Raw genomic sequence first — 1,548 nt, forward strand, 5'->3', positions numbered from 1 at the left:
CCTAAAGACTTCCCAGAAGGGGCAACATTTACATTCAAAGAACAACCTGATACAAAAACACCAGGTAAGAAGAATGTAATTGTAGTTGTTAAGGATAAAGATGGTAATCTATTAGTTGAAGTTCCAGCAGTTGTAAATGTGGTAGAACGTAAAGAAGAGCCACAAACACCAAAAGAAACTGTTACAGCAACACCAATCGTGGTTGAAGTAGGAACGCCAATCACTAAAGAAGATGTGAAAGGTCATGTTAAATTACCAAAAGATGCTGAAATTATCGAAGTTGGGGAAATCCCTACAACTGAAACACCAGGAGTGAAACCAAGTGTTAAAGTGAAGGTGAAACTACCAACAGGAGAAATTGTAGTAGTAGACGTCCCAGTAACGGTAATTCCTAAACGCATTCCAGAAACTAATCCATATAATGGAGATGGATATAACGGTGGTGGAAATGGTGGTAGCAACTACAGACCAGCACCACAAACACCACAGACTCCACAACCCGCTGGACCAACTGCTCCTGAACAACCTGCAGCTCCAACAGCTCCAGCAGAACCAGGACAACCAGCAACACCAAATCAAACTCAACCAGTGGCACCAGCTCAAGCAGATGCAACAGTAGCAACTGATACAACTGCTAAACCAGCAACACCTAAATATGTTGAAGGTCAAAAAGAATTGCCTAACACTGGTACAGAAGATCATGCTAGCCTAGCAGCACTTGGACTTCTTGGAGCCCTTAGTGGATTTGGACTTCTTTCTCGCAAGAAAAAAGAAGACTAAAAACTTATAGTTTTTGAGAAGATGATTCGTCATCTTCTTTTTTTATTTCGGTGTTTTTACTTGCGTAAAAAATTTTTTTCTAGTATAATAGTTTATTGTGAGCGAACCTCACTTACCCCTTGCAAAGTCATGGGGTCATTAGACCAAAAGGAGGAACATATCAATGGCTAAATACGAAATTCTTTATATCATTCGTCCAAACATTGAAGAAGAAGCTAAAAACGCTTTGGTAGCACGTTTTGACTCTATTTTGACTGACAATGGTGCAACTGTTGTTGAATCAAAAACTTGGGAAAAACGTCGTCTTGCATACGAAATCCAAGATTTCCGTGAAGGACTTTACCACATCGTTAACGTTGAAGCAAACGACGATGCAGCTCTTAAAGAGTTTGACCGTCTTTCAAAAATCAACGCTGACATTCTTCGTCACATGATCGTCAAAACTGACGCGTAAGAAGGTAAACTATGATTAACAATGTTGTACTTGTAGGGCGTATGACACGTGACGCTGAGTTGCGTTATACCCCGTCAAATGTAGCAGTTGCGACTTTTACTCTTGCAGTAAACCGTACATTTAAGAGTCAAAATGGCGAACGTGAGGCTGATTTTATCAATGTCGTTATGTGGCGCCAACAGGCTGAAAACCTTGCTAACTGGGCTAAAAAAGGCTCACTTATCGGGGTGACAGGTCGTATCCAGACTCGTAGTTACGATAACCAGCAAGGACAACGTGTCTACGTGACAGAGGTCGTGGCTGAGAATTTCCAA

Annotated in this window: 2 protein-coding genes and 1 pseudogene; all 3 read left to right on the plus strand. The window is 41.1% G+C overall.

Annotated elements, in window-relative coordinates:
• A partial coding sequence (locus ACLNCN_RS04645) for a Rib/alpha-like domain-containing protein (RefSeq protein WP_424844730.1) occupies positions 1 to 780 on the plus strand: 780 nt, incomplete at its 5' end.
• Between the two features lie 163 nt (positions 781 to 943).
• Positions 944 to 1,234 carry a 30S ribosomal protein S6 gene (rpsF, locus tag ACLNCN_RS04650; protein WP_001151786.1) on the plus strand — a complete coding sequence of 97 codons (291 nt, stop codon included), beginning with the start codon at positions 944 to 946 and terminating at the stop codon, positions 1,232 to 1,234.
• Positions 1,235 to 1,245: 11 nt separating this feature from the next.
• A pseudogene (gene ssbA, locus ACLNCN_RS04655) lies at positions 1,246 to 1,548 on the plus strand (single-stranded DNA-binding protein SsbA); the annotation flags it as partial.

The organism is Streptococcus sp. CL8.13, from assembly GCF_049737895.1.